Annotated in this window: 1 protein-coding gene; it reads left to right on the top strand. The window is 38.5% G+C overall.

Going from position 1 to position 431, the window contains the following annotated elements; all coding sequences use genetic code 11:
* Positions 1–431 (top strand): hypothetical protein (locus GVL52_RS29330; RefSeq protein WP_200848021.1); only part of this gene is annotated, 431 nt, incomplete at both ends.

Genomic DNA, 431 nt, shown 5'->3' with positions numbered 1-431 from the left:
ATTAATATCGACCAGTGTTCTTTTACTAATAATACAACATCCAACTACTCCGGAGGTGCAGTTAATATTTCGTATTATAGCTATTCCGGTCTTACTTTTCCCATTACCGGAAGTGCAAGTATTACCAACTGCAGCTTTACCGGGAATAGTGCTAAAAATTCCGGCGGTGCAATTTACATAGATGCACAAAAAAATCACAATAACGCTATCAGTTTTAATACAGTCATTCAAAATAATACTTTTACGGGCAATTCTACTACTACTCTTGATGATCCCACTTCGGGCAGAGGAAGAGGAGGAGCTATTTATATTGACACGGATTTTCCGGCAGTGGTCAATTATAATTATTTCAGTAATAATACAACAGTAAGCTACCCCAAAAACGCATTATTCGTTAGTCAAGGGTATACGTGGGGTGGTGGGGCAACAGT

This window comes from Rhizobium sp. 18055, assembly GCF_902706285.1.
Classification (GTDB): Bacteria; Pseudomonadota; Alphaproteobacteria; order Rhizobiales; family Rhizobiaceae; genus Rhizobium.
This window is presented reverse-complemented; position numbering and strand designations above follow the sequence as displayed.